At 59.8% G+C, this 24,694-nt stretch carries 19 protein-coding genes and 1 pseudogene; 10 read left to right on the top strand and 10 right to left on the bottom strand.

Annotation, left to right across the window (positions count from 1 at the left end):
• Positions 1-18: 18 nt before the first annotated feature.
• Together C8D90_RS04175 and mdtH are read right to left on the bottom strand one after the other, a co-directional pair.
• On the bottom strand, positions 19-582 hold the full coding sequence (locus C8D90_RS04175; protein WP_115457120.1) for a lipoprotein: 564 nt from the start codon (positions 580-582) through the stop codon (positions 19-21).
• Positions 583-748: 166 nt separating this feature from the next.
• Entirely contained in the window at positions 749-1,954 is a 1,206-nt protein-coding gene (mdtH, locus tag C8D90_RS04170; RefSeq protein WP_115457119.1) for a multidrug efflux MFS transporter MdtH, read from the bottom strand.
• Positions 1,955-2,263: 309 nt separating this feature from the next.
• On the opposite strand from mdtH, the gene rimJ reads away from it, so the two are divergent.
• The 4 genes from rimJ to murJ all read left to right on the top strand — a co-directional run bounded on the left by rimJ (position 2,264) and on the right by murJ (position 6,082).
• Positions 2,264-2,848: a ribosomal protein S5-alanine N-acetyltransferase gene (gene rimJ / locus C8D90_RS04165; RefSeq protein ID WP_115457118.1), complete on the top strand. Its 585-nt coding sequence runs from the start codon at positions 2,264-2,266 to the stop codon at positions 2,846-2,848.
• A gap of 23 nt (positions 2,849-2,871) precedes the next feature.
• A complete protein-coding gene (locus C8D90_RS04160; protein ID WP_115457117.1) occupies positions 2,872-3,522 on the top strand; it encodes a YceH family protein in 651 nt (216 codons plus the stop codon).
• Positions 3,523-3,532: 10 nt separating this feature from the next.
• Positions 3,533-4,441, top strand: a complete 909-nt coding sequence (locus C8D90_RS04155) for a Gfo/Idh/MocA family protein (protein WP_115457116.1) — start codon at positions 3,533-3,535, stop codon at positions 4,439-4,441.
• A gap of 102 nt (positions 4,442-4,543) precedes the next feature.
• Positions 4,544-6,082 carry a murein biosynthesis integral membrane protein MurJ gene (murJ, locus tag C8D90_RS04150; RefSeq protein ID WP_115457115.1) on the top strand — a complete coding sequence of 513 codons (1,539 nt, stop codon included), beginning with the start codon at positions 4,544-4,546 and terminating at the stop codon, positions 6,080-6,082.
• 42 nt (positions 6,083-6,124) lie between these two features.
• On the opposite strand, the gene C8D90_RS04145 is transcribed toward murJ, so the two are convergent.
• The 3 genes and pseudogenes from C8D90_RS04145 to argS all read right to left on the bottom strand — a co-directional run bounded on the left by C8D90_RS04145 (position 6,125) and on the right by argS (position 8,733).
• Positions 6,125-6,499 carry a helix-turn-helix domain-containing protein gene (locus C8D90_RS04145; RefSeq protein ID WP_115457275.1) on the bottom strand — a complete coding sequence of 125 codons (375 nt, stop codon included), beginning with the start codon at positions 6,497-6,499 and terminating at the stop codon, positions 6,125-6,127.
• Between the two features lie 75 nt (positions 6,500-6,574).
• Positions 6,575-6,820 (bottom strand): annotated as a pseudogene (locus tag C8D90_RS04140) (type II toxin-antitoxin system RelE family toxin); the annotation flags it as partial.
• A 182-nt stretch (positions 6,821-7,002) separates the two neighbouring features.
• Positions 7,003-8,733, bottom strand: coding sequence for an arginine--tRNA ligase (argS, locus tag C8D90_RS04135; protein WP_115457114.1), 1,731 nt, complete (start codon positions 8,731-8,733; stop codon positions 7,003-7,005).
• Positions 8,734-8,935: 202 nt separating this feature from the next.
• Here argS and C8D90_RS04130 point away from each other — a divergent pair, with 202 nt between their 5' ends.
• On the top strand, positions 8,936-9,499 hold the full coding sequence (locus C8D90_RS04130) for a VOC family protein (protein WP_115457113.1): 564 nt from the start codon (positions 8,936-8,938) through the stop codon (positions 9,497-9,499).
• On the opposite strand, the gene C8D90_RS04125 is transcribed toward C8D90_RS04130, so the two are convergent.
• From C8D90_RS04125 to C8D90_RS04115, 3 genes are all read right to left on the bottom strand, one after another.
• Positions 9,496-9,921 (bottom strand): hypothetical protein, encoded by a 426-nt coding sequence (locus C8D90_RS04125; RefSeq protein ID WP_115457112.1) that lies wholly within the window; start codon positions 9,919-9,921, stop codon positions 9,496-9,498. The two genes, C8D90_RS04130 and C8D90_RS04125, sit on opposite strands and share 4 nt — an antisense overlap.
• Before the next feature lie 24 nt (positions 9,922-9,945).
• A complete protein-coding gene (locus C8D90_RS04120) occupies positions 9,946-10,347 on the bottom strand; it encodes a hypothetical protein (RefSeq protein ID WP_115457111.1) in 402 nt (133 codons plus the stop codon).
• A 124-nt stretch (positions 10,348-10,471) separates the two neighbouring features.
• Positions 10,472-11,614, bottom strand: a complete 1,143-nt coding sequence (locus C8D90_RS04115) for a MalY/PatB family protein (protein ID WP_115457110.1) — start codon at positions 11,612-11,614, stop codon at positions 10,472-10,474.
• A gap of 188 nt (positions 11,615-11,802) precedes the next feature.
• Here C8D90_RS04115 and cutC point away from each other — a divergent pair, with 188 nt between their 5' ends.
• The 5 genes from cutC (at position 11,803) to C8D90_RS04090 (ending at position 22,840) form a co-directional block, all read left to right on the top strand.
• Positions 11,803-12,561, top strand: coding sequence for a copper homeostasis protein CutC (gene cutC, locus C8D90_RS04110; RefSeq protein WP_115457109.1), 759 nt, complete (start codon positions 11,803-11,805; stop codon positions 12,559-12,561).
• Between the two features lie 106 nt (positions 12,562-12,667).
• Positions 12,668-14,575: an AAA family ATPase gene (locus tag C8D90_RS04105; protein WP_230472940.1), complete on the top strand. Its 1,908-nt coding sequence runs from the start codon at positions 12,668-12,670 to the stop codon at positions 14,573-14,575.
• Complete coding sequence (locus C8D90_RS04100) at positions 14,572-15,231, top strand: 4Fe-4S single cluster domain-containing protein (RefSeq protein ID WP_115457108.1); 660 nt, start codon at positions 14,572-14,574, stop codon at positions 15,229-15,231. Before C8D90_RS04105 ends, C8D90_RS04100 begins: the two co-directional genes overlap by 4 nt.
• Positions 15,228-21,491, top strand: coding sequence for an AAA domain-containing protein (locus C8D90_RS04095; protein WP_115457107.1), 6,264 nt, complete (start codon positions 15,228-15,230; stop codon positions 21,489-21,491). The genes C8D90_RS04100 and C8D90_RS04095 overlap by 4 nt, the downstream gene beginning before the upstream one ends.
• Positions 21,488-22,840 carry a coiled-coil domain-containing protein gene (locus tag C8D90_RS04090; RefSeq protein WP_115457106.1) on the top strand — a complete coding sequence of 451 codons (1,353 nt, stop codon included), beginning with the start codon at positions 21,488-21,490 and terminating at the stop codon, positions 22,838-22,840. Before C8D90_RS04095 ends, C8D90_RS04090 begins: the two co-directional genes overlap by 4 nt.
• Positions 22,841-22,907: 67 nt before the next feature.
• On the opposite strand, the gene cmoB is transcribed toward C8D90_RS04090, so the two are convergent.
• Together cmoB and cmoA are read right to left on the bottom strand one after the other, a co-directional pair.
• Positions 22,908-23,879 (bottom strand): tRNA 5-methoxyuridine(34)/uridine 5-oxyacetic acid(34) synthase CmoB, encoded by a 972-nt coding sequence (gene cmoB, locus C8D90_RS04085; protein WP_115457105.1) that lies wholly within the window; start codon positions 23,877-23,879, stop codon positions 22,908-22,910.
• Positions 23,876-24,637 carry a carboxy-S-adenosyl-L-methionine synthase CmoA gene (gene cmoA, locus C8D90_RS04080; protein ID WP_115457104.1) on the bottom strand — a complete coding sequence of 254 codons (762 nt, stop codon included), beginning with the start codon at positions 24,635-24,637 and terminating at the stop codon, positions 23,876-23,878. The genes cmoB and cmoA overlap by 4 nt, the downstream gene beginning before the upstream one ends.
• Positions 24,638-24,694: the final 57 nt, after the last annotated feature.

Below are 24,694 nucleotides of genomic sequence, written 5' to 3'. Positions count from 1 at the left end.
ATAAGGTCTGCTGGGGCTTTATTCCGCCAACGGAATCACCAGCTCGCCCGGTTTTACTTCCAGCCCTTTCGCCAGTTTTTTCGCCAGCGCTTCTTTCTCATTCTTGTTCGGATCCAGCGTATAGACCGGCTGCTGGTCAAAGAAGCTCTTCAGCGACTGATCCAGATACGGCGCAATCGCCTTCATGACGGTAGACATCTTCTCCGGTGTCACCTTGTAATCGATCAGCTCCATATCTTTCAGGTAAATAGCGCCTTCGTCACGGTTATACACCGGCTGGGCCTTCAGGGTCAGCGTCATGTCGCTGTTCTGCGGGCCGAGAATAGAAGAAATATTGACCTTGGCGTTACCCGTCAGGGTGACTTTATTTGGCTCGGCGCGGCCAATTTGGCTGCTGAGCTGACTGACGGTGATGTCCGCATCGACCAGGCCGGGAATGCCGATTTGCTTCTGAAAATTGTTGTGCTTTTGCAGGTACTGATTAACTTCCTGCTCGCTGACGCTGAACTGCGTTAGCTTGTTACAGGCGGAAAGCAGTAAACCTAACGCAATAACGCCCGCAATACGGAAACTCTTCTTCATTCAACCAACCTCTGAAATAACGCTGAAAACAGGCCGCCGACATCGGCGGCGTGCCAGATTGTGTCACAGAACACGGAAAGAAAAATAGCTTTATGTGTCAGCAGGGTAAGCGTTGCGCAGCGCCGGGAATATCAGAGCACGCTGAATCCGGCGCCACCGGGGGAAGTTAGCTGCCGCTGAGTACCACGGGCGTGTCGCGCCGGCGGCTGAATTGCCAGTGCAATAGCCCCAGCGTGATAAACCCCACTACGCCCAGCAACATCCAGGGCAGTTCCGGCATACCGAGCGCATGGCCGGTGTCGTACATCCAGCCGCCGCCGGTATAACCTACGGCGCCGCCCAGCGCCAGCCCCAGACGACTGAAGCCCATGTAGCTGCCGCGGGCGCGCGGATCGGCGAGGGAGGCGCTGAGGGTTTCGCGCGCGGGTTCGGCAATGATGGAGCCGAAATAGAAGCAGCAGATCAACGCGAACAGCGTGTGCAGGTTGCCGGCCAGCCCGATGGGAAACATGCTGAGCGTCATCAGCAGTAACCCGAACATGACCCGTTGCTCCAGGCGAAAACGTTTTTCACTCCAGCGGGCAATTGGGTAAAGCAGCGTGAGCGACAGCGCCGCCTCAATCGCATACATCCATTTTACCGCGCTCGGCGTGCCGGCCACTTCGTTGACCATAATCGGCAGCATCAGCATGACCTGCACGGAAAGCACGTAGTAACCGGTCAGCGTCAGCACATAAGTCAGGAAGCGTTTATCGCGCAGTACGCGCAGCATCCCTTCGCGCATCGGGGCGCGGATGGTGGAGATACGGTATGCGGGCAGCAGCCAGAAGTTACAGGCCGCGGCCAGCACGAATATCGCCGCGCCGGTCCAGCAGACGTAATGGAAGTCGTATTGCAGCAGCCAACTGCCGATCAGCGCGCCGACGACGGCGCCGGCGCTGTCCTGCATCATCAGCAGAGAGTAAAAGCGGCTGCGTTCGTGCGGGCGGGTCAGCTTAATTACCAGCGCGGTACGGGGCGGATCGAACAACGTGCCGCCCAACGCCGAAAGCGCGCAGGACACCCACAGGATCCACGGTTCGTTGGCCACGGCCATCGTGGCGAAGCCGGCCGCACGCAGCAGCATGCCGGTGACGATCAGCGGTTTAGCGCCGAAACGGTCGGCGATCGCGCCACCGAAAATGCCCAGCCCCTGCTGCAATAATTGACGCAGCCCGAGGGCGATACCAACGATAAGCGCCGCCCAACCCATTTGGTCGACGAAACGGATGGAAATAAGCGGGAAGACGACAAAAAAGCCTAAAACAACTAATAAGTTATCCAGCAATAAAAAATACTTACCCAGGCTCCGAGCCTGCGATACCAGCGACATTGTGCACCATCTGCAAAAGAAGAGAGGGGAGGGATAATGACCGTGTTTATTCTCTACCTATTTTCTGCCGCGGTACAGATGCCGGATTATTATATTTTCTACTCATACCCGGCCGGGATAAAACATAATTACAGGGAGCGCTTTGTTATTCCCTTTGCGTCAGCCGGACGTTAACCCGGTAGCAAAAGCAGGAAAAACAGCGTGCGAGCGGGTTTGATTGCGCATTATCTCGCCGTCTGACGTTTTACCTGATGTATTAACACCCGCTATAGTGTTGTTTTCCGTTACGCCGGATACAGGGAGGCGATCGTGTTCGGTTACCGTTCATCAGGTCCGAAAGTCCGTTTAGTTACCGACCGGCTGGTGGTTCGCCTGGTCAATGACCGCGATGCTTACCGCATGGCGGATTATTATTCCATAAACCGTGATTTCCTTAAGCCCTGGGAACCTCTGCGCGACGAAAGCCATTGTTATCCTTCGGGCTGGCAGGCCCGCCTCGGCATGATCAATGAGCTGCAAAAACAGGGCAGCGCCTACTATTTCATTCTGCTGGACCCGGATGAGAAAGAAGTGCGCGGTGTGGCGAACTTCAGCAACGTGCTGCGCGGTTCTTTTCACGCCTGTTATCTCGGCTATTCGCTGGGAGAACGCTGGCAGGGGCAGGGCATGATGTATGAGGCGCTGCAGGCGGCGATCCGCTACATGTTCCGGCATCAGCATATGCACCGCATCATGGCGAACTACATGCCGCACAACCAGCGCAGCGGCGATCTGCTGAAACGGCTTGGCTTCGAGCAGGAAGGCTACGCGAAACGCTATTTATTAATTAACGGAAAGTGGGAAGACCACGTGCTGACCGCGCTGGTTAACCAGGAATGGACGCCCGGCCGTTGATTTCGTTATAAGGAGTTATATTGATGAAACATATATTGTCCCCGCTGGAAGCCCGCGTAATCGGCTGTTTTCTTGAGAAACAGGTGACTACGCCCGACCAGTATCCGCTTTCGCTGAATAGCCTGACGACCGCCTGTAACCAAAAGACCAACCGCGAGCCGGTGATGGAGCTGAGCGAGTCGGAGGTGCAGTCAACGCTGGACCTGCTGGTGAAGAAACACCAGATTCGCACGCTGAGCGTGCCGGGTAACCGGGTGATGAAATATGAGCACCGTTTCTGCAACTCAGAGTTCGGCAACCTGAAGTTTTCGCCGGCGGAAGTCGCGGTGGTGTGCTGCCTGTTGTTGCGCGGCCCGCAAACGCCGGGCGAACTGCGTACCCGCACGGCGCGTATGTTTGAATTCGGTGATGTGGCGCAGACGGAGCAGGTGCTGCAAACGCTGGCAACCCGTGAGGACGGCCCTTTCGTGATCCGTCTGGCGCGGGAACCGGGCAAGCGTGAGAGCCGCTATGCGCATTTATTCAGCGGCGACGTTGACCCGGGCACCGAAAGCGACGCGTTTGTTCCTTCCGCCTCAGGCAGCGGGCTTGCTGCGCGCGTTGAACGCCTGGAAGGCGAAGTGGCGGAGCTGAAACAGCGTCTGGAAAGCTTGCTGGAAAAATTGGGCGATTGAGGAGATGTCCATGACGCAACCCCGTATCGGCATCGTCGGCCTCGGCAGTATTGCGCAAAAAGCGTATTTGCCGGTTTTAAGCCATGCAGGCCGCTGGCAACTGCGCGGCGCGTTCTCTCCCGGGCAGCAAAAAGCAGCGGCGGTTTGCGCGGCCTACCGCATCACGCCGTTTGCTTCGCTGATGGCGCTGGCCGATGAGTGTGACGCGCTGTTTGTGCACAGCAGCACCGCTTCGCATTTTGAGGTGGTCAGCGCGTTGCTGAGGGCGGGGAAACATGTCTACGTGGATAAGCCGCTGGCCGGGACGCTGGCGCAGGCGGAGCAGTTGGTCGAACTGGCTGCCCGCAGAGGGTTGCATCTGATGGTCGGTTTCAACCGTCGTTTCGCGCCGGTATACCAGCAAATCAAACAACAGATGAGCGGGCCGGCGTCGATCCGCATGGATAAGCACCGTTGCGACGGCATCGGCCCTCACGACGCCCGTTTTACCCTGCTGGACGATTACCTTCACGTAATTGACACCGCCCTGTGGATGAGCGGTGAAACGCTGGAGCTGCAAAGCGGCGGGCTGCGGGTAAATGATGCCGGCCAGCTGATTTATGCCGGGCACCAGTTCCGCGCCGGCGCGTGTCAGGTCGCGACCAGCATGCACCGGGCTGCGGGCAGCCAGCGGGAGACGTTACAGGTCGTGATGCAGGGGGCGATTTATGATGCCGCAGATCTGCGCCGCTTACAGGTTGAGCGCCAAGGCGTGTTGTCCGAGTCTCCGGCGCCGGGATGGCAAACCACGCTGGAGCAGCGGGGCTTCACCGGCGCCATCGGGCACTTCATTGACTGCCTGGAACAGAACCGCGCACCGCTGACCAGCGGCGACCAAGCATTGGCGGCACAGAGGCTGGTTGAGAGCCTGTTGCCGTAGTCTGTAACAACTCCCGCTGGATCTTCCCCGGCAGATAAGTAGACTGGAGCCTTCCTTTTCCCCTGATACGTCAGGGGATGTGTTTTTTATAAAAGCGGACAGATGAATCTACTCAAATCTCTGGCGGCGGTCAGTTCGATGACCATGTTTTCGCGCGTGCTGGGCTTTGCCCGCGACGCGATCGTGGCGCGTATTTTTGGCGCCGGCATGGCAACCGATGCCTTCTTCGTCGCCTTCAAGCTGCCGAACCTGCTGCGGCGAATTTTTGCCGAAGGGGCGTTTTCCCAGGCGTTCGTGCCGATTCTGGCGGAATACAAAAGTCAGCAGGGTGAAGAAGCGACCCGGACCTTTTTTGCCTATGTGTCGGGGCTGCTGACGCTGGTGCTGGCGGTCGTTACCTTACTGGGCATCGTGGCGGCGCCCTGGGTGATTTACGTCACCGCGCCCGGTTTTGCCGACACGCCGGAGAAATTCGCGCTGACGTCATCGCTGCTGCGCATTACCTTTCCCTATATCTTGCTGATTTCGCTGGCTTCGCTGGCGGGTGCGGTGCTCAACACCTGGAACCGTTTTTCGGTGCCGGCGTTTGCCCCGACGCTGCTTAACGTCAGTATGATCGGGTTTTCGCTGTTCGCTGCGCCGTATTTTAACCCGCCGGTGCTGGCGCTGGCCTGGGCGGTCGTGGTGGGCGGTGTGTTGCAGCTGTTTTATCAACTGCCGCACCTGAAGAAAATCGGCATGTTGGTGCTGCCGCGCGTTAACCTGCGCGACAGCGGGGTATGGCGCGTGATGCGTCAGATGGGGCCGGCGATCCTCGGGGTATCGGTCAGCCAGATCTCGCTGATTATCAACACCATTTTCGCGTCTTTTCTGGTTTCCGGCTCCGTCTCCTGGATGTACTACGCCGATCGCCTGATGGAGTTCCCCTCCGGCGTGCTGGGCGTGGCGCTGGGGACGATTTTACTGCCGTCGCTGGCGAAGAGTTTCGCCAGCGGCAAGCACGATGAGTACCGCCGCCTGATGGATTGGGGGCTGCGCCTTTGCTTTCTGCTGGCGCTGCCGAGTGCGGTGGCGTTGGGTATTCTGGCGAAGCCGCTGACGGTTTCCCTGTTCCAGTATGGGAAGTTCAGCGCCTTTGACGCGGCGATGACCCAGCGGGCGCTGGTGGCTTATTCAATCGGCCTGATGGGGCTGATTGTCGTGAAGGTGCTGGCTCCCGGGTTCTACTCGCGGCAGGACATCAAAACGCCGGTCAAAATCGCCATCGTGACGTTGATCATGACGCAACTGATGAACCTGGCGTTTATCGGCCCCCTGAAGCATGCCGGGCTGTCGTTGTCGATCGGTCTTGCCGCCTGCCTGAACGCCGGCCTGCTTTACTGGCAACTGCGCAAGCAGGATATCTTCCAGCCGCAGCCGGGCTGGCGTATTTTCCTGATTAAGCTGGTGGTGGCGGTGCTGGTGATGTCCGCAGTGCTGGTGGGAATGATGTGGATTATGCCGGCGTGGGATACGGGCAATATGGCGATGCGCCTGCTGCGTTTAAGCGCGGTGGTGATTGCCGGCGTAGTGGCGTATTTTGCTTCACTGGCGCTGATGGGCTTCCGGGTGAAGGATTTTACCCGCAGCGTGGCGGTATAAGGCCGGCATTGCGCCATCCCGGTAAAAGGGATGGCGCGGAGATTACAAAAGCATTTGGCTGGGGCGGCAGCCGTACAGTGCCGCCAGCTTTTCCCGGGTTTTTTTCTGCGGACGGGAATCGACCGCCTCCCATTGAGAAACCGCGGACTGCGTGGTTCCCAACTGTTCGGCCACGTCATACTGAGACATTCCGGAATAGATGCGCCAGGCAGCCAGCAGGCTGACGTCCTCGTCAATCATGATGTTAATCACGTCGCTGGGAATGGTTTCCTGATCGTCGTCGGAAGCGGTGTAGGGCACATCCTCCCAACTTTCGTCATGGTCGCCTTCCAGCAGCGTGTGGTAATCCTCAACGGGCAGCACCACGAACTGAGGCTTGCCATGTACGTCGGTAATATATTGAATTTTTTCAGACATAGTCCAATCTCGCGCTGTTACGGATACCGGTATCGGGTCAGGGGTGTAAATGCAGGAAGCGGGTTCTTCCATATAGTAAGTCTTTGACGTTCTGCGCTTAACGATCTCAATGCTACAGACCACGGGATCGTCGTCGTCCACGCGGAAAATAACCCGGTAATCACCCACCCTTATCCTGTATTGATCGTCCGTATACTGAAGCTTTTTGATATCAAGCGTGACGTCGGGGAACGTGCTGAGCGCGTTCACTTTTTTCTGAATCGCTTTCCGGTATCGCATATCAATGGACATCAACTGCTTCGCCGCTTTCTTTGTCCACATGATAACCGCAGCCATATACCCTCGCGTGTTGCAAACATATCGGTTGTTGAATTAATCAGATAATGAGCTTTGTTTTCTATAACGTCAAATTAAAATCTAATTATCTAATCTTTATATCTGGTGAGTGAATATAAAAAAGGGGAGCATTAAGCTCCCCTGATAAGATGCGTAGTGGTGGGTGATTACATGCGCGCTACGGTTTCAATTCCCAGCGTATCCAACCCGAGTTTCAGCGTTTTCGCCGTCAGCGCGGCCAGCTTCAGCCGGCTGTTGCGCTGGCCCTCGGTTTCCGCCGTCAGGATCGGGCAGGCCTCGTAGAAGCCGGAGAACAGGCCGGCAAGATCGTAGAGGTAAGCACACATCACGTGCGGGGTGCCTTCACGCGCCACGGTGGTGATCGTTTCTTCGAACTGCAACAAACGTGCAGCCAGCGCCAGCTCTTTCTCTTCCGTCAGCACGATGTCGCCGCTCAGGGCGTTTTCATCAATACCGGCACGCTTGAAGATGGAGGAGACACGGGTGTAGGCGTATTGCATATAAGGCGCGGTGTTGCCTTCAAACGCCAGCATGTTGTCCCAGTCGAAAACGTAATCGGTGGTACGGCTTTTCGACAGGTCAGCGTATTTCACCGAACCGATGGCGACGGCGTTGATCAGCGTTTCCAGCTCCGCGCCGCTGATATCCGGGTTTTTGCCGCGCACCAGTTGACCGGCGCGTTCAATCGCTTCGTCGAGCAGATCGGAAAGCTTGATGGTGCCGCCGGCGCGGGTTTTGAATGGTTTGCCGTCTTTGCCCAGCATCATGCCGAACATATGGTGTTCCAGGCTGACGGAGTCCGGCACGTAACCGGCCTTGCGCACGATGGTCCAGGCCTGCATCAGGTGTTGATGCTGACGGGAATCGATGTAATACAGCACGCGATCGGCGCCCAGCGTTTCGTAGCGGTATTTGGCGCAGGCGATGTCGGTAGTGGTGTAAAGGTAGCCGCCATCCTTCTTCTGGATGATGACGCCCATCGGTTCGCCTTCTTTGTTCTTGAACTCGTCGAGGTAGACCACCACGGCGCCTTCGTCTTCCGTCGCCAGCCCCTTGGCTTTCAGATCGGCGACGATGCCCGGCAGCATGCTGTTGTACAGGCTTTCACCCATGACGTCGTCTTTTGTCAGGGTGACGTTGAGACGATCATAAGTCTTCTGGTTTTGTGTCATGGTGATGTCGACCAGCTTGCGCCACATCTCACGGCAGTAGGGATCGCCGCCCTGCAGCTTCACGACATACCCACGTGCGCGCTCGGCGAAAACCGGGTCTTCGTCGTAGTTCTTTTTCGCTTCGCGGTAGAAGGCTTCCAGATCGGACAGATCCATATCCGCCGCATTTTCGTTCTGCACTTTTTCCAGATAGGCGATCAACATGCCGAACTGGGTGCCCCAGTCGCCGACATGGTTGGCGCGAATCACGTTGTGGCCGAGAAATTCCAGGGTGCGCACGGCGGCGTCGCCAATAATGGTCGAGCGGATATGGCCGATGTGCATCTCTTTGGCGACGTTCGGGGCAGAGTAGTCAACCACGATCGTCTGCGGCCTCACCGGCGCGACGCCCAGACGCGCGTCCTGCAACGCGCTTTCCAGATTCGCGGCCAGCCATTGCGGCGCCAGGAAGATATTGATGAAGCCCGGACCGGCGATCTCCACCTTGCTGGCAATGCCTTCCAGATCCAACGCGGCAACCACTTTCTCGGCCAGTTGGCGTGGCGGCAGGCCAAGCTTTTTGGCGGCGCCCATTACACCGTTGGCCTGATAGTCGCCGAATTGCGCCTTGGCGGACTGGCGGACGAGGGCTTCGCTATCGGCGGGGGCGCCTGCGGCGACCAGCGCCTGGGTGACTTTATCTGAAAGTAATGCCTGAATATTCACCGGGTTACCTTAATATTGTGCAGTATGGCGGGCCGTAAGCGGCACGCATCGCTCTTTAGGAAAAATAAATGCGCGGGGGCGCAAAACAGCCGGTAATTATATGCGAATTCAACGGCGACGTCAGCAGGCGTTCTCATCCGGTTGGAGGTGAAGCGCGGAGCGTGTAAAGTAAGCGCCGGACTTATCCCGGAGAATGGTAGACATGACTTTTCTGGCTTCAATTGAATCCCTGAGCGAACTGGATGCGGATTTAGCGCGTTTCACCGGTTTGCTTGAGGCGCTGGCGCAAAAACTCGGCCTGGATCTCAGCCAGTTCCGGGCCGACCACATTTCCTTGCGTTGCCACCAAAACGCCACGGCCGATCGCTGGCGTCACGGGCTGATGCAGTGCGGCGATCTGTTGTCTGAAAACAACATTAACGGCCGCCCGATTTGTCTGTTCACCCTGCGTCAGCCGCTGACGGTGGGAAGCTGGCAGATCGACTGCGTCGAACTGCCTTACCCCGGCGAGAAACGCTACCCTCACGAAGGTTGGGAACATGTGGAACTGGTGATTGACGGCGATCCGCAAACGTTGCATCCGCGCGCGCTGGCGTTGCTGCCGGACGCCGCATTGCTGACGCCGGGCATTAAGCTGAAGTTCAGCGCGCCGCAGGGGGAAGGTGAACGGCTGCCGAATCCGACGCTGGCGGTCAGCGACGGTCAGGTCACGATTAAGTTTCACCCTTATGATATCCGCGACGTCGTCGCCAGCGAGCGCGGCTAAGCGGCCCCGTTTGCCTTTCTCATCCGTTGTCCGTTTTTGGCGGACATCGGCCAGTACAGCAGCAGGGTGACGATAGCGCCGAACAGGCCGACCAACGGGGCATTCAGCCCGATGTCATCCAGCCCCGATACCCTGAACGCAATGAAACCGGCCGCGTTGGACAGCGCGGCGCCGATCACAGCCAGCACGGCGATTTTTCCCCGGTTCTCCGGCAGCCATTTAGCGGCGATGCCGGTCAGCAGCGCAGGAATAAAACCAACGATATACACCAGCGGTAACCCGATCAGCACGACCAGTGGCAGGGCGGAAAAGTCATCCTTGATGGACAGCAGCACGACGGGCACCGCAAAAAGCAGGGCGATAAGCGGCCCCAATATGGCGAAATACAGGGCGCTGAAAATGTAAGAGGTGGTATTTTTCATATCCGTAATCCGGTGTCGTGTCAGTTAAAGGTTCAGGGCAGGCAGTTTGTTGACCAGCCAATAGGCGCTGAACGCGGTGATAAAGCCGATGATGGCACAGGCGGCCAGCGTGCCGGGCAACGGGTTGCGGGTCAGATCGGTCGCCAACAGGAGCGCCAGAATGGTCAGAACGAATATCAGCGCGCCCAGCGCGGCGACCAGCAACGATTTTCCACGTCGTTCAGGCAGCCTGCCGGAAAGCATGCCGGTCAGAAACGCCGGGGCGGCGCCCAGCAGGTAGGCGATCGGCAGGGCGGTCAGGTAAATCGCCGGCGCCTGTGCGGGCGTGCGGAACATCACCAGCGCCAGCAGCAAACCGAGGCCGATGGCCGGGCCGAGCAAACAGAAGTAACAGGCCTGATCGAGGGAGGAGAGTCTGGATTTCATGATTCAATCTTCCGTGTTGTATCGATGGCGACACGTTACGGAGGCTGTGTGAAATTCCGGTGAAGCGGGCGTGAAGGGCGGGGAAAAAGCCGGGCGAACGTGCGTTCGCCCGGAGAGAGCAGGCTCAGAGCGCTTTGACGGCGGCCTCCATGCGATCCAGCGCTTTATCGAGCAGCGCGCGGGTACAGCCGAAATTCAGCCGCACGAAACGCGGGTTGCCGAAGTCGCTGCCCGGCGAAAGGCCGACGCCTGCCTGTTCAAAGAAGGCGTGCGGATTGTCAACCGGCAACTGACTGGCGTCGATCCAGGCCAGGTATGTCGCTGCCATCGGCGTCATGGAAAGTCCCGGCATGGTGTTGATGCGCTCAAATACCCGGTCGCGGTTGGCGCGCAGGTAGTCGAGCTGATCGCGCAGCCAGGCTTCGCCGTCACGGTAAGCGGCGGTCGCCGCCACGTAGGCCAGAATATCTACGCCGGGAACGATGCCGGCGCGCGTCTGAATGAAACGCCCGCGCAGTTCCGCGTTCGGGATGATGGCGATGGAAGCGCCGAGGCCGGCGATGTTGAAGGTTTTCGACGGCGCCATCAGGGTGATGCTGCGCTGTTGCGCATCTTCACTCAGCGAAGCGATGGGAACATGGCGTACGCCCGGCTCCAGCAGCAGATCGCAGTGAATTTCATCGGAACAGATATAGAGATTATGGCGGCGGGCGAACTCCAGCTGGGCTTCCAGCTCTTCGCGGGTATAAACGGTGCCGCCGGGGTTGTGCGGGTTGCACAGCATCAGCAGCTTCGCGCTGCCGTCCATACGTGGCTCAATGGCGTCAAGATCCATCACCCAGCGTTGGTTTTTCAATACCATGGGGGCGCTAATCTGTTTGCGACCGGCAAAGTTGGAAGAGCGGACGAACGGCGGATAAATCGGATGCGGCGCGAGGGTTTTTTCGCCGTCAGCGGTTAATGCGCGTACGGAAAGGTTCAGCCCGCATACCAGTCCGGGCAAAAAGACCAGCCATTCCGGCTGAATTTCCCACTGATACAGCTCTCGCATCCGGCGCACGAAAATGTCGGTCAGCTCCGGTGAAGGATAACCATAACCGAACACGCCTTCGGCGATACGTTGTTGTAATGCCTCTATGACGGCGGGTGGAGAGCGAAAGTCAGTATCTGCGACCCAGAGCGGAATAATGTCTTTTCCGGCATATTTATGCCACTTATCGCTATCGCTGTGACTTCTGTCTACCCATTCGTCAAAATTGAATGCCATAGTAATGTATCCTTATATAGGCCTGAAACCGCTCTCAACATGATTTTATGCTGTATAGCGCCGTCTCTCTTGTCGGTGTCGTTTTTCAGCCTACGCGAGAAAGATCCCATTTCTCAAGTTTCATCTGCCGTTTTGAAAAGTTTTCACGTTGTTCTATTTGGTTCGTTGATTTTGCAGGAGGAATATTGATGACGAAATTGGAGATATGCTGCTACGGAGCGGAGTGTGCCGTGGTGGCGGAACAGGCGGGGGCGGACAGAATCGAGCTGTGCGCCAGCCAGCAGGAGGGCGGGCTGACCCCGAGTTATGGCACGCTGGTGCTGGTACGGGAGCGGGTGAAAATTCCGGTACACCCGATTGTCCGGCCGCGCGGCGGCGACTTTTGTTATAGCGACGCCGAGTTTGAGGTAATCAAAAAAGACATGGCGATGATTCGCGACCTGGGCTTCCCCGGCGCGGTGGTCGGCTTTCTGGACGCCGAAGGGCACATCGACCTGCCGCGGATGCGTGAACTGATGCGCGAAGCCGGGAATATGGCGATTACCTTTCACCGCGCGTTCGACATGTGCGTCAGTCCGGTGGTGGCGCTGAATCAGCTGACCGACCTGGGCGTGGCGCGCATTCTGACCTCGGGCCAGCAGCAGAGCGCGGAAGCGGGCCTGCCGTTGCTGAAAGAGCTGCTGCACGCCAGTACAGGGCCGGTCATCATGCCCGGCGCAGGCGTACGGCTGACCAACCTGCATAAGTTTCAGGAAGCGGGATTCGCCGAACTGCACAGTTCGGCCGGACGCCAGGTGCCGTCGGCAATGCGTTACCGTAAGGCGGGCGTGACCATGTGTTCCGACAGCGAATTCGATGAGTTTTCCCACTACTGCGTGGACGGTGAACTGGTCGAAGCAATGAAAACGGCGCTGAGCCTGGGAGAAGGCCAGCTTCGTTCAGTCTGACGAAAATAACCGCGGAAAACGTGATGACCCCGGCGATGTTGCTGCCGGGGTTTTTTAGCGTCATCCTGCGGATAAAGGAGAAAAAACGCATTTATCCGCGGTGAAATTGATTACAATCATTGCTATTGAACGCCGTGCCGCCGGCGAAGTCACGAAAGGAATCATGATGTCACAGACGCCCTCTTACCAGCCGCCGCGCTGGGTCCGCGATTTACTGCGTTTCTTACCGCTGAAAAGCCAGTTCGTTCTCTCCGGCAACGTCCGTGATTTACAGGCGAGTGAAATCGCGCCGGGCGCGGTAACGACGCTGCCTTTCCAGCAGGCGCTGCATAACGCGCTGCGCGAAGCGGGCTATCAGCACGTGGTGGCGTTCAACCCGCTGCACGGTTTCACGCCCGTGAACTTTCCCGGCGAAGATCCCGCCGCGACGCAAAAAACGCTGACGCAGCTTGGCCTGAACGTGGTTGATGGCCGGGCGAACGGGGGAATCGATCTGCTCAACGCCACGCTGGAGCGCCTGATTGAACTGCCCGGCGAACCGGTTGCGCTGATCGTGGACTTCGCCTCCTGCCTGATTAACCACAACGACAACCTGACGCCGGCGGAACACAGCCTGTTTACCCGGGCGCTGGTGCTTTCTCATCAGGCGCGCGCGCGTCCGGCCGGAGAACAACGGCGGGCGTTCTTCAACACCGTGCTGTGGGTGGTGGAAAAAGAGGGCGATTTGCCCGACTGGTTTTTGATCAACAACCCGCGAATCCGCCATATTCCGGTCGCCAGACCGGATCGCATCGCCCGCCGCGCGCTGGCGCCGGCGTTGCTGCGTTCCCTGGCGGGCGGGGAAAGCGATGAGGCGACGCAACAGAAATCCCTCCAGGCGTTTGTGGATGAAACCGAAGGCTTGCTGCTGATCGACATGAACGCGATCGCCCAGCTGGCGCGCATTGAAGGCGTGGCGCAGGATCGCGTCAGCGATGCGGTACGGCGTTATAAGGTCGGGATTACCGAAGATCCCTGGCTAAAGATTGAAAAGGACAAAATCCGCAACGCGGACGGCCTGATCCGTAAACGGGTCAAAGGGCAGACGCACGCCGTTACGCATATGCTGGACATCATCAAGCGGGCAGTGACCGGCGTGGGCCGTCAGGGCGGGCGGCCGCGCGGAGTGGTATTTCTCGCCGGGCCGACCGGGGTTGGGAAAACCGAGCTGGCGAAAACCGTCACGCAACTGTTGTTCGGCGATGAAAGCGCTTATATCCGCTTTGATATGTCGGAATTCAGCGCCGAACATGCCGATCAACGCCTGATTGGGGCGCCGCCGGGGTACGTTGGTTACAACGTGGGTGGCGAACTGACTAACGCTATCCGCGAAAAGCCGTTCAGCGTGGTGTTGTTTGATGAAATTGAGAAGGCGCACCCGCGCCTGATGGATAAATTTCTGCAAATCATTGATGACGGCGTGCTGACGTCCGGGCGCGGCGACCGGGTTTATTTCTCCGAAGCGCTGATTATCTTCACCTCCAATCTGGGGATCTATCGCCTCGACGCCAACGGCGAGCGGGTGGCGAACGTGCGTCCGGATGAGCCGTATGAAACCGTACAGCGTAACGTAAGAGCGGAGATTGAACGTCATTTTAAGCTGGTGCTGAACCGCCCCGAATTGCTGAACCGTATCGGTGAAAACATCATCGTGTTTGACTTTATCCGCCCCGACGTCGCCGACCAGATCTTTACGCAAATGGTGGGCAATACGCTGGAAGGGCTGAAAGCGCAAGAGATGACGGTTACGCTGAGCGACGCGGCGATGGCGTCGCTGCGTGAACTGTGCCTGGCGGATTTGTCGAACGGCGGGCGCGGCATCCGTAACCAACTCGAAGTCCATCTGGTTAACCCGCTGGCGCGCGCGTTGTTTGACGCCGACGCCCGGCCGGGCGAAGGCTATGAGGTTAATGGCGTATTGACCGGCGAGACGACGCAGTTGCTGTTGACCCGGCAGGCGGAAGCGGCGCAATGACGGCGATTGCGCTGTCGCGCCTGCACTTTCCGGTTACGACGCTGGGGCCGGGCAGGCGCATCGGTATCTGGACACAGGGCTGTTCGTTACGCTGCCCTGGCTGCCTGTCGCCGGAAACCTGGCGTTTCCGCCGCGAAAAAACACCCGTCGCTGATGTGATAGCACACCTGCGCCCCTGGCTGGCGCAGGCGGACGGCATTACCGTTTCCGGCGGTGAACCCTTCGATCAGCCACAGGCGCTGGCGGCGCTGCTGACGGCCATACGCGCCGAATTTCACGGTGATATCCTGGTGTTCAGCGGCTATCCATTCCCCGTCCTGAACGATGAACTTGCGCGCATGACGGGGCTGATTGACGCCCTGATGTCGGAGCCGTTCGAGCAGGATGCGCCGCAAACGCTCAGGCTGCGCGGCAGCGATAATCAGCGGCTTCATCTCTTAACACCGTTGGGTGAGACGTGTTTCGCCCGCTATAACGCGCCGCTGCCGGCGGACGAAAAGGTGTTGGACCTGGCGATTGACGATGCGGGCGTAGTGAGCCTGATCGGCATTCCGCGCCGTGATGACATGCAGCGGCTCAATGAATTTTTGACGGACCGGGGCCATTCCTTTACTCCGGTACTGCGCGATAACAAGGATCGGAATCGTTCGCTATGATGCGTTTTTGCCCTAACTGCCACACGGAACGTGCGCTGACGGAAATCTTCTGCGAAGGGCGTGTTGACGATCGTCCGTGCGGCTGGGATCTCTCCGCCGAACCTATCCATGCGAAGGGATGGCGTCCTGAAGCGGTGGTCGCCGCCAGCGACGTCGCGCCGCCGGAAAGCGCGGCGGGCACGGCGCGGCTGTGCCGCAACGGTCACCCGCTGGACGACGATGACCTGATGTGCCTGGTGTGCGGCGCCGACGCACCCGCTGAAGTTCCAGTGCCGGAAGCGGGCGGCGATGAGGTGACCGCCATTGACGGCTGGCAACTCCTGCGGCGCATCAACCGCGATGACAGCGTGCGCGAGCGCTACCTGGCGCAGCATCAGGAAGACGGCCGTCAGGCCGTGCTGACGCTGTATGCCTGCGGCGCGGAGCCCGACCCGGCGATTTATGACGTAGTGCGGCGTCTGCCGCGCGAACATGTGCCGGAAATTATCGCCACCGGGCGCTGGAACGAGCGCGCCTGGCAGGTGGCGGAAGCGCTGACCGGCGGTTCGCTGGAGGCGTTTGTCGCCGGCGGCGATTACTGGCATGAGGATGAAATTCCGCACGTGGTGCGTGAGCTGGGCAGCGCGTTGTTCAGCTTCGCCGAACACGGACTGCGCCACCGCGATCTGCGGCCCGGCAACCTGTTGATCCGCACCCGCCACCCGCTGGATATCGTCATTATTGAATTTGGTTCCGCCTGCCTTTCTGAGTTCGATCTCGACATCGTCGCGCCGCTGGGCATCAGCCGTTACAGCGCGCCGGAAACCCTGGCCGGCGGTGTGGCCGCCGCGTCGGACTGGTGGAACCTGGGCATTATTCTGCTGGAGCAACTGACCCACGGCGCCTGTTTCGACGACGTTCACCCTCATGCTTTCCTGATTCAGGTGCTGGCGAACGGCGTGACTCTCCCGGACAATCTCGACCCGCGTTTGCGGCTGCTGCTGCGTGGCTTACTCACCCGCGACCGTCACCGCCGCTGGCAGTGGCCTGAGGTTGAAGCCTGGCTGGAAGGGCGTCCCGTCGCGGTTGCTGATGAAATGGGCGCCGTTGCCGGGAGCGGGGCGGAGATTACGCTTGGCGGGAGCATCTATCGCCAGCCAGCCGCTTTTGCCCTGGCCGCCGCCACGCAACAACACTGGCAGGAAGCCCAAACGTTGCTGTTGCGCGGCGAGATAACAACCTGGGCGCAGACGTGCGGCGTTGAGGATACGGTCATCGCGATGCTTCGGCAGGTGAGCGGACTGACGGAGACCGATGACGACTTCCGCCTGATGCTGGCGCTCAAACAGCTTAATCCGAACATGCCGCTGATCCTGCGCGGCGAAATCGTCACACCCGCCTGGCTGCTGGAACACCCGCAGGAGGGCTATGCGCTGCTGACCGGGCCGCTGCCGGAAATGCTCGGCCAGGGCGAGCCGGGGCACTGGCTCACGCAGTTGAACGCCCGCCAGGCACGGGTGCGCGAACGTGGCACTACGCTGGGCATAGCGTTTGACGAAGAGACGCTGCGCATTCATCTTTTGGCAACCTCGCGTGTACGGCTGGCGGCGCTGTGGGAAGAACAGCGCCGCCTGTTTCCGGATACCCGTCATCCCGGACTGAAAACGCTGATCGACCGGCGCAACCTCAGCGAGGACGATTTGATCGTTCTGCTTAGCGCAGGGGCTGAGCAATATGTTTCCGCGGAAAGCCTGCTGACGCAGGCCCAGACGCTGGCGGCGCGCTGCGGCGTGCTGGCGTTTGAGCGCGAAGCGGCGCGGGAATGGTTGCAGGCACCGCGCCAGACGCTGTATCAGCAACTGGCGGATCGCATCAACGGCTTTAACCGCAGCGATATTCCCGACGTTGACGCCTGGGCCGGGCATTTTCTGCTGACCCGTCGCCTGCCGCTGGAGCAGGTGCTGGTGATGCTGGCGGTTCCGGCGGAGCAGTGGCTGGCGCCGGAGCGCCGGCGCTATGTCAGTCAGGTGCTCAGCTTCTTTACCCGTAAGATCACCGCCTCATCAATGCGTGGTTCGCTGGTGCGGATGCGTATCACGCCCCATGCCGCGCGGGTGGATTTGTGCGAACTGGGCGGTGGGGGCAAAAGTGCGGCGGCGCTGTTGAATCATCTGCTGGCACGCGGCAAAACGGCGGTGTCCGTCGATGGCGAAGCGCTGTTGGCGAATGAATCGGCCAACGGCAGGCTGCGTACGCTGTGCGCCCAGACCCTGCTTTACCAACGTGATACCGGCATCGACGGGCGTTACCTCGGCTTCCCCTTTCTGCTGCTGCATAACCAGCCCAGGCAGATGAAGCCGCGTATTGCGCCGTTGCTGCTGTGGCCGGTCAGCATCAATATGGAGGCGGGTATCCGCGATGTAGCCAGCCTGCGTTTTGACCATGAGCGGGGCGTGGTGCGGCTGAACCCGGCGCTGGAAAACTTTGTCGGCATTCCGGCGGTCAAAGCCTGGCAGAGCGCGCTGGATGAGCTGCTCGGTCAGTCCTCGCTGACTGCGGAAGAGGTGATGGAAAGCCTTTCGGCGCTGCTCCCCGCCCGCGAAAAACAGCTGGTCCGCCTGACGCAAACCGATGAAGAAATCGAAGAAAACAGTGCACAGTTGGTGTGCAGCGCCGTGTTGTTTCATGCCTCGTTTATCGGTCAGGCCATCAGTGAAGATTTGCGGCAACTGAGTGCGCTCTCACCCGGCGGAACCGCGCTGGAAACAGCGCTGGGGCTGGGTTCGCCTCAGGAAACGCCGCCCCGGCCCGCCGCCGCGCACGAGTGCTATTTCGCCGTAACCAGCGATCCCTCGCAGGAAGCGGCGATACTGGCGGCGCGTAATGCGCCCGGATTGTTGATTGAGGGGCCGCCCGGCACCGGGAAGAGCCAGACCATCGTTAACATGGTGGCGGATGCTATCGGCCGGCGCAGCAGCCTGCTGGTGATCTGCCAGAAACCGGCGGCGCTGGAGGTGGTGTTTAAGCGCATCGTCGCCTGCGGACTGGGGGATCGGGTCGTGATGGTGAAAGACGTGCTGCGTGAGCGCGACGCCATTATCCGCAACGTGCGTACCCAGCTGGAGGGGCTGTACCGGCCTGCGGAAACGGCGGTGAATCCCTGGGTCACTTCCCGCCGGGACACCGCCGAAGAGCTGGAGCAGACCGGCAAGGTGCTGGATGAATACTATCAGGCCTTATACCGGACGGACGCGAACACCGGCATCAGCTACCGCGCTTTGCTGGGCGAGTTAATGGTGTTGGAGTCCGACCCGCGCCGCCTGGATGTACCGGCGTTGCGGTCGCTATTGCAGCCGTGCGCTCTGGAACAGGTAGAGACGATTAAACGGGCGATAGGGCCGTGGATTCCCCTGTGGCTGAACGCGGAATATGAACAAAGCCCGTTGGCGCAGCTGACGCCTTTTCCGGGAGAACCGGTGGTGCTCGATGATTTTCGCCACCGTTTTATTGCCCTGCGTGAACGGGAACGCATCAGGGACGAGACGCTGGCCGGCCCTTATCAGGCCATTGACATCAGCGCGGCGGATTGCTCCGGCCACCAACATACCCTTGAACGTTACCCGGCGTTGTTCGGCGAACTGACGGATGCGGAGTGGGAGAACCTTTCCCGCTGGCTGCCGCTGTTCTTTTCTTATCATGGCAGCCTGGTGCAGGGCGGACAGATTCTGCAACAACTGGATCAACTGGCGGGGCGCTTGCAGGAGATTGACGGCGCTGGCGCCGATCCACTGTTGTTCCTCGGACTGGCCGCCTGCGACGGCGGGCTGCTGCCGCGCCTGATTACCGCCACGGAAGATGCGCTGCGCCGTTCGTTCTGGCGTTATCTGAATCCTTTTTATTACGTGCGTCGCGGCAAGCTGAACGCTTTTTTACAGCAGCAGGGCTTACAGGAGACGCCGGATTTACTGGCGCGCCTGGGGGGCTCGGCCCGGCTGGAACTGCAGTGGCGTTTGGTCAGAACGGAGCTTTCCCGCCTGCATCAGCACCTGGGATTGCCGCCGGCCGGCTTGCTGGATGCGCTGGCATTAGGCGCGCTGCTGACGGAAACCCGCCGTAATCTGCGGCGAACCGCGCAGTTATTTGAACCGCTGACGCAGTCGCCGGACTGCGCCGGGTGGGTAAGCGCCATCGTTGAACGGCAGCGGGACGGTTTCGAGCGCCATACGGATGAGCTGAAGGCGGCTATCCGGCGCTGTCAGGCGCGTTCCGCCAGCCTTGACGCGCTGGCGAAGCTGCGCGGCTGGCTGGAGGCGTCTGTGCATGAGCGCTTCACTCAGGCGATCACGACCAACCGGCGGCTTACGCAAGACATCAATGCCCTCGAAGGCGCACTGCCTGCGCTGGCGTCATACCAGCAGTTCCGTCCGCTGGCGGCTCAGTTGGATGAGAGCAGTCTCGCCGTGCTGAAATACCTGCGCGAACAGGAAAGTGCGTTGAAGGCGTTTCCGGTGGCGGAGCAGACGGAAGTGGTGTCCCGTACGTTGGATCGGGAAGTACGCCTGAGCTGGAAACAGCAAATGGAGAGGCAAACGCCGTTGTTACTGCTGGATGCGGAAAGGCGCGAGGAGCAGGTCGCCCGGCTGGACGGCGCCGACCGCCGGATGCGGGAGTGGAACAAGCTGGCGCTGACCACCGATCTCGATCGTGAGCGTATCAGCCCGCTGCGGGCGTGGGAGGAGATTACCCGCCTGCGCGGCAAACGGGCGCGCCGCCTGCGTGAGTTTATTGAGGAAGGTGAAGCGCTTGGGCTGATGCATTTACGGCCGGTGTGGCTGATGACGCCGGACGTTGCCAGCCAGGTCTTGCCGCTCAAGGCGGGGCTGTTCGACGCGGTGATTTATGATGAAGCCTCCCAGATGCCGGTGGAATTTGCGTTGCCGACGCTGTTCCGCAGCCGGCGCATGGTGGTCAGCGGCGACGAAAAACAGATGCCGCCTTCCGCGTTTTTCTCCGGGCGCTTCAGTGCGGATGACGAGGACGAGGAAGAAACGGACGCCGAAGAAGGGCAACAGGATGAAGCGGCGGAGCGCTGGGATTATCGCCGGATCAGCGACTGCCCCGATCTGCTTCACCTGGCGCGGACCGTGTTACCGGTGCAAACGCTTGAAATCCACTACCGTTCGGCTTACCGCGAATTGATCGAATTCTCCAATCATGCATTTTATGAGAACCGGCTGAATATTCCGGTGCAGCACTCCGAGAAGGTGATCGGCAAGCTCAGGCCGGTTTCGCTGATTGAGGTTAACGGCCGGTATCAAAATCAAACCAACCTGCGGGAAGCCTTTAAGGTGGTGAAACTGCTGGCGGCCATCTGGAAATTGCCATATGACCAGCGGCCTTCCGTCGGCGTGGTGACGTTTAACCAGAAGCAGGCGCAGCTCATCGAGCGCAAAATCGAGGCCCGCGCCGAGCGGGACAGCGTGTTTCGTCAGGCGTATTGGGAAGAACAAAAGCGCAGCGAGGACGATGAAGATATGTCCTTCTTCGTGAAAAATGTGGAAAACGTGCAGGGAGATGAGCGTGACGTGATCATCTTCTCCACCACCTTCGGGCGCAATAAACAAGGCACGTTCCGGCGCAACTTCGGCGTGCTGGGGCAGTCGGGGGGCGAGCGGCGGCTGAACGTGGCCGTGACCCGCGCCCGCCGGCAGGTGCACATCGTTTCTTCCATGCCGGTTCAGGAAATTTCGGATCTGCTGAGCACCCGGCGTAAGCCGGATATTCCGCGTGATTATTTGCAGGGATACCTGGAGTACGCCCGTCATCTGTCACAGCAGGCGTATCCGCGTTCGCGCGAACTGCTGGGCCGCATGATGCGCAGCGAAAACGTCGCCACAGGAGCAACACAGGGGGAAGACGGCTTCGTGCGCGAAGTGAAGGCGTTTATCCGCGAACTGGGCTGGCAACCGGCGGATTCCCGGCGTGAGGGGGCATTTTATTATGATTGCCTGCTTGAAGATCCGCACAGCGGCGAATACCTGATCGGCATTGAGTGCGATGTGCCGCATCACCCGCTGCTGGCGCAGGCCCGTGCGCGCGAACTGTGGCGCCCGGCGCTGCTGAAGCGGGTGGCGCCGTACCGTCACCGGGTGTCGGTGCAGGGGTGGTACAACGATGGCGAACGTGAGCGCATCAGGTTGCGTCAGGCGATTGAGCAGGCGATGAAAACAAGGGCTGAAGTCCATCCGCCGGCCTATGAAAACAGCGAGGAAAATCAATGAGCGCATCCGTACATACCATTCGCGCCCGTCAGGAAGACATTGCCGATTTCAGGCGCTCAATGGCCTGCCTGAAACAGCTGATGCAGCAGTGGGAAGCGCTGAATCAGCAAAACACGCAGGCTGATGCAGAGAAAGCGGCAAAAATTCGCCGGCGTTATCAGGAGATGGTGGCGTTCGGACGTAACCTCTACCCCCATAGCGCGGCGAATTTTGCCGCCATGACGGATCAAGTGCCGGGGATGATTGAATTTATCCGGGAAGACATGCGTCAGACGCAGGAAATGATGATCGACGCCGAGGCCGGGGCGCTGATGCAGCAACGCCGGGGGCGGGAGAATGCGGCGGTGTTGCTGGCGGAGTTGCAGCGGCGGATGCCTGAGCACACGGAGCTGATTCAGCGCCTGAGCGCGCTGGCGCAAGGGGAAAATGGGGATACGCAGGTGCTGAACCAGGCGCTGCGTTTACTTCAGCCGCAGGGGGATATTCTCACGGAGCGCCAGCGTGCGCTGGCCGAAAGCCTGAAACCGCAGGCGTATCAGGCGGAAACCTGGCAAGCGCAGGACGCTGCGCAGGCTGATGCGCGCCTGCGCCGTATTGAACGCCATATCGCCGAACTGGTGATTCTGGACCCGGAACGGGATATCCGCGATATCCGCCGTCGTTCTGCCGAGCTGAGCCAACTGGCGCAGGATCATCGCTGGGATACGTTAAGCGATTCGCTGATTCTGGAACTGGCGCAGGCGACGCGGGAAGCCCGCGCGCGGGTGGACGGCAGGCAGGAACTCGGCGTGTTGATCGCCGGACTGGAAAGCTTTGACGCTGATGAACTGGCGCCGCTGATTGAAACGCTGCAACAAGCGTTGCAGGCACGCGACCCAGGCACGCTGGCGGGGGCCATCGCCAGGGCAAACGAGGCGACACAGAAGCAGCAGGCGAAAATCGCCGCGCTGGCGCGCCGGGAGGCCGTGCTGGAAGGGCTGGCTAAGCTGGGCTACGAGGTGCGTGAGGAGATGGCCGGCGTCTGGCTGAAGGAAGGGCGGGTAGTGATCGGCAAACCTGCGACGCCGGGATATGGGCTGGAGCTGGGCGGCGGTGCGGAAAGCCCGCGCTTTCAGGCCCGGACGGTAGCTTTTTCCGCCGAACGCGATACCCGGCGGGATGAGGATATCGACGCGTTATGGTGCGGTGAGCATCAGCAGCTTCAGGCGCTTCTCGCCGAATCCGGCAATGATCTGAGCATCGATCGTGCATTGCCGCCCGGCGGCGCGGCGCTCAGGGTGGTGGAAAAAGCGGGAGAGCAGGCGATACAGCGCCAGGCGGCGGTGCGCCGGGAACGGGAGTTTAAGTAACTGAATTAACTGACTGAAACCCGCCGGATTCAGGCGGTTGTGAATCCGGCGGGTTTCAGCGTAAAGACTAGGGCTTTCTTGCGATTAGGACCGCCCGGATCGGCGCCGGGTAGCCTTCCCGCGTTTTGCTCTGATCTTTCGGATCAAGAAACTCCGCCAGCGATTCACTCGTCATCCAGTCCGTCCGGCGTTGCTCCTCCAGCGTGGTGGGGCACTCATCGGCGATCCTGACGTCACAAAACCCGCATTTCTCCAGCCATTTCACCAGGGCCTTGGCGGACGGGATGAAGTAAACGTTGCGCATCTGCGCGTACCGATCTCCCGGCACCAGCACCTGATGCTCGTCACCGCTGACCACCAGCGTTTCCAGCACCAGCTCGCCGCCGTTAACCAACTGATTCTTTAACTGGAACAAGTGATCCAGCGGCGAGCGCCGGTGATACAGCACGCCCATAGAGAATACGGTGTCGAACGCGGCAAGTTCCGGCAACTGCTCGATGCCCAGCGGCAGCAGATGCGCGCGCTGGTCGTTGCCCAGCAGCTTACGCACCGCTTCGAACTGGCACAGAAACAGCTGCATCGGGTCAATGCCGACGGCGAAATGTGCGCCGGCGCCAATCATCCGCCACAGGTGGTAGCCGCTGCCGCAGCCGACGTCGAGCACCGTCCGTCCTTCCAGCGAGGAAATGTGCGGCAGAACCCGCTCCCATTTCCAGTCGGAGCGCCATTCGGTATTGATGTGAATGCCGTAGAGATCGAACGGCCCTTTACGCCAGGGCATCAGGACGCGCAGCATGGTTTCGATGCCGGTTTTTTGCCCTTCGCCCAGCGGGCTTTCCGCTTCGGCAGTGACGCTGCGCAGCAGGTCGAGGCGGTAAGGCGTCATTTCCGGCAGGCGATCGACGGCGTTGAACCAGTCTTTGAATTTACCGTGCAGGGACTCTTTCTGCCAGGCGGCAAGCTGAGCGGGCAATACTTCCAGCCAGTGGCTGAGCGGCCCGTCGGCGATGTGGCGGTAAAAGTTGCCGAATCCGATCATGCTTCTCCTCCGGCCTTCAGCGCCAGCAGGGAGCCAAAGTTGAAGCACTGGAACCACACGCCCGTGTGTTCAAACCCGGCCTGCAGCAGGCGCGCCTGGTGGGTTTCCACAGAGTCGGTCAGCATCACGTTTTCCAGCATGCTGCGCTTCTGGCTGATTTCCAGCTCGCTGTAGCCGTTGGCGCGCTTAAAGTCGTGATGCATATCAAACAACAATTCGCCGATGGCGGCATCGGCAAAGCTCAGCTTTTCCGACAGCACCAGCGCGCCGCCGGGCAGCAGGCCCTGATAGATTTTGTCGAGCAGCACCTGGCGCTTTTCCGGCGGCAGGAATTGCAGCGTGAAGTTGAGCACCACCAATGACGCATTTTCGATAGTGATGTCCTGAATGTCGGCTTCGATGACCTCCACCGGCGTATCGGCACGGAAGGCATCGATATGGCGGCGGCAGCGCTCGACCATCGGCGCCGAGTTGTCTACCGCGATAATCCGGCAGCCCGGCGCCTGAATGTTGCGCCGGATCGACAGCGTTGCAGCGCCGAGCGAGCAGCCCAGATCGTAAACCCGGCTGTCGGGGCGGACGAAACGGCCGGCCAGCATGCCAATCATGGAAATGATGTTGGAATAACCGGGAACCGAACGTTGGATCATATCGGGGAAGACTTCGGCGACGCGTTCGTCGAAGGTCCAGTCGCCCAGTTTGGCGATGGGGGCGGAAAACAGTAAGTCGCGTGCGTGGGCGTTATCGTGGTCTGACATAGCGGCTGAGTGGAGTTGATAACCAAAAGGGGACGCAGTTTAGCAGAATTGGCATCC

Origin of the sequence: Enterobacillus tribolii, assembly GCF_003363015.1 — a bacterium.
GTDB lineage: Bacteria > Pseudomonadota > Gammaproteobacteria > Enterobacterales > Enterobacteriaceae > Enterobacillus > Enterobacillus tribolii.
This window is presented reverse-complemented; position numbering and strand designations above follow the sequence as displayed.